Origin of the sequence: Aeromonas sp. PrichA-15 (genome assembly GCF_017939245.1) — a bacterium.
GTDB classification, from domain to species: domain Bacteria; phylum Pseudomonadota; class Gammaproteobacteria; order Enterobacterales; family Aeromonadaceae; genus Aeromonas; species Aeromonas caviae.
Genome location: NZ_JAGKRH010000185.1, coordinates 1 through 2,063 on the forward strand (window position 1 = coordinate 1; position 2,063 = coordinate 2,063).

The window sequence follows — 2,063 nt, forward strand, 5'->3', positions numbered from 1 at the left end:
GAATATAAGCAGGCATGGCGAGGCGGTCAGGTGTTGGCGATAAACCCGGCCTACACGAGCCAGCAGTGCGCCTGTTGTGGGCATACTGCGAAGGATAACCGCCAGACGCAAAGCCAGTTTAAATGCGCTGCGTGTGGTTATGAGGCAAACGCCGATGTGAACGGCGCTCGCAATATTTTAGCGGCGGGACACGCCGTTTTAGCCTGTGGAGGCGTGGTGCAATCAGGCCGCCCGATGAAGCAGGAACCCGGTACTGCGCGAGCAGCTATCACCCAGTAATGGGAATCCCCCTCCTGTGACGCGAAGCGCTAAGGTGGGGGAGGATGTCAAGCTCGCACCCCTGATAGGGATTGATGGAGCGACTGAAGGGAAGATCCGGCGAATCGTTGTAGCTGATGATGCTGCGGGCGCTGATCTCCGTCACCTCGGTGCGGGGAGCGCTGGCGGCAAATGCCGCGTCCCAGTCGCTCTGACTCCAGCCGTCGTCAACGGTTTCTATTTGCGGGCCGCTGAAGCGGTGCTCGACATTGTGGTTCGCGCCTCGTCCTGCCATCACATCACCAATGCACTGTTTATATATACAGTTATTTTGCTGTGTCGCCCGTCAAACTGCAAGTTCGCAAAGAGCGACCCCATGAAAGAGGGTGAACCCAGGTGATCTCCTGCTTGATCTGTTGCTACATTTCGTTTACATAGACGAAATGCGAACCAGATCACGGAAAATGTCATGCAACCTACTATCGCCCGCTGGCTCTTCATCGCCCTCATTGCGCTGGTCATCTGGCGTCTGATCCCGCTCTCCACTGAGCAGGAGCTGGCGGCGGCCAACCGCGCCTGGCGGACAGGGCACTTTGATGAGGCGACCCGGATCTGGACGCCGCTGGCGGAGCAGGGCCAGCCACGGGCACAGGCGCTGATGGGTTGGAGCCATGAAGTGGGGCAGGGGAGCGAGCAGGATATGGATCGCGCCATCCGACTCTATCGTCAGGCTGCGCAGGCGGGGGACGCTTTCGGCCAGTATCGGCTGGGAGAGGTCTATCTGCGCGGGGCCGGGGTGAAGCGGGATCTGCACGAGGCGTTTCGCTGGATGGAGCTGGCAGCCAGGAACGGTGATGTGCCCGCCATGCTGAAGGTGGGCATCCTGCAACTGATGGGGGTCAACGGGCGGGTTGAACTGGCCGAGGCGAAGCAGTGGCTCTATCAGGCCTCGCAAAAGGGCAACAAGATGGCACTCCAGGTGTTGCAGGAGATGGCGCTGGCCGAGGAGGGGCGCAGCGCCTTCGATTTCAATGGCCACTCTTTTCTGAACGCCGGTTAGGGATCAACGGCTGGCGGTGACTTTGCCGGGCGTCACGTCGGTGACATAGAGGGTACTGCGCTCGGCACTGTGGACGATGCTGCATACCTCCCGCTTGCTGCCATCTTAAATGCGAAAGGGGACTCCCTCCGACGTAGGTGGGAGGGGAATTTCGCCGGGGCGTCAGCCCCGCTGGTTTTGAATGTATTGCTTGATCACCTCTAACGGCGCACCGCCGCAAGAGCCCACAAAGTAAGAGCATGACCAGAGTACGGGTTTGCTGTAAGCACCCCTCAAGTCCAGAAATTCATTACGCAGTCGCCTTGATGTGACCGCCTTTAACGAGTTCACCAGCACCGATAGCTGCACTGTTGGGCCGTACTCTATCAGCATGTGAACATGATCAGCCTCTCCGTCACACTCTTTCAGTTCCGCGCCAAAATCTCTGCAAATCTCTACCGCACACTGACCGAATGAAGCGTGATGCAGCTCCCCCAATGTCGGCTTTCGATACTTGGTGATAAACACCAAATGTACGTGCAAAATGTAGGCTGCATGGCGTGATTTATTAATTTTAGTGAATTGCATTCTTTCACTCAATCGGGCACCATAGATATGGTGATAATGCTACACACTGAGCGCTAAATGCAAATTCTGAAAGCCTACAAATTCCGACTCGAACCGACCGAACAACAAGCGCAACGCCTGCGCCAGTTGGGCGGTTGTGCTCGTTATGTCTGGAATCACGGGCTGGCAGAAACCAAAC

3 protein-coding genes and 1 pseudogene are annotated in these 2,063 nt (G+C 57.2%); 2 read left to right on the forward strand and 2 right to left on the reverse strand.

The genetic code is table 11. The features are described from left to right. Positions 1–279 (forward strand): zinc ribbon domain-containing protein (locus J9889_RS18480; RefSeq protein WP_210557651.1); only part of this gene is annotated, 279 nt, incomplete at its 5' end. A 52-nt stretch (positions 280–331) separates the two neighbouring features. Here J9889_RS18480 and J9889_RS18485 read toward each other — a convergent pair. After that, positions 332–553: pseudogene (locus J9889_RS18485) on the reverse strand (radical SAM protein); the annotation flags it as partial. A gap of 174 nt (positions 554–727) precedes the next feature. On the opposite strand from J9889_RS18485, the gene J9889_RS18490 reads away from it, so the two are divergent. Beyond that, complete coding sequence (locus J9889_RS18490; RefSeq protein WP_052815418.1) at positions 728–1,318, forward strand: tetratricopeptide repeat protein; 591 nt, start codon at positions 728–730, stop codon at positions 1,316–1,318. 162 nt (positions 1,319–1,480) lie between these two features. Here the strand turns inward: J9889_RS18490 and tnpA are convergent, their stop codons facing one another. Then, on the reverse strand, positions 1,481–1,885 hold the full coding sequence (tnpA, locus tag J9889_RS18495) for an IS200/IS605 family transposase (RefSeq protein ID WP_210557652.1): 405 nt from the start codon (positions 1,883–1,885) through the stop codon (positions 1,481–1,483). Positions 1,886–2,063 lie beyond the last annotated feature (178 nt).

Excerpts from the sequence above, each read along its gene's own strand:
- J9889_RS18490 (WP_052815418.1), top strand. The coding sequence starts at position 728 with ATGCAACCTACTATCGCCCGCTGGCTCTTCATCGCCCTCATTGCGCTG.
- tnpA (WP_210557652.1), bottom strand. The coding sequence starts at position 1,885 with ATGCAATTCACTAAAATTAATAAATCACGCCATGCAGCCTACATTTTG.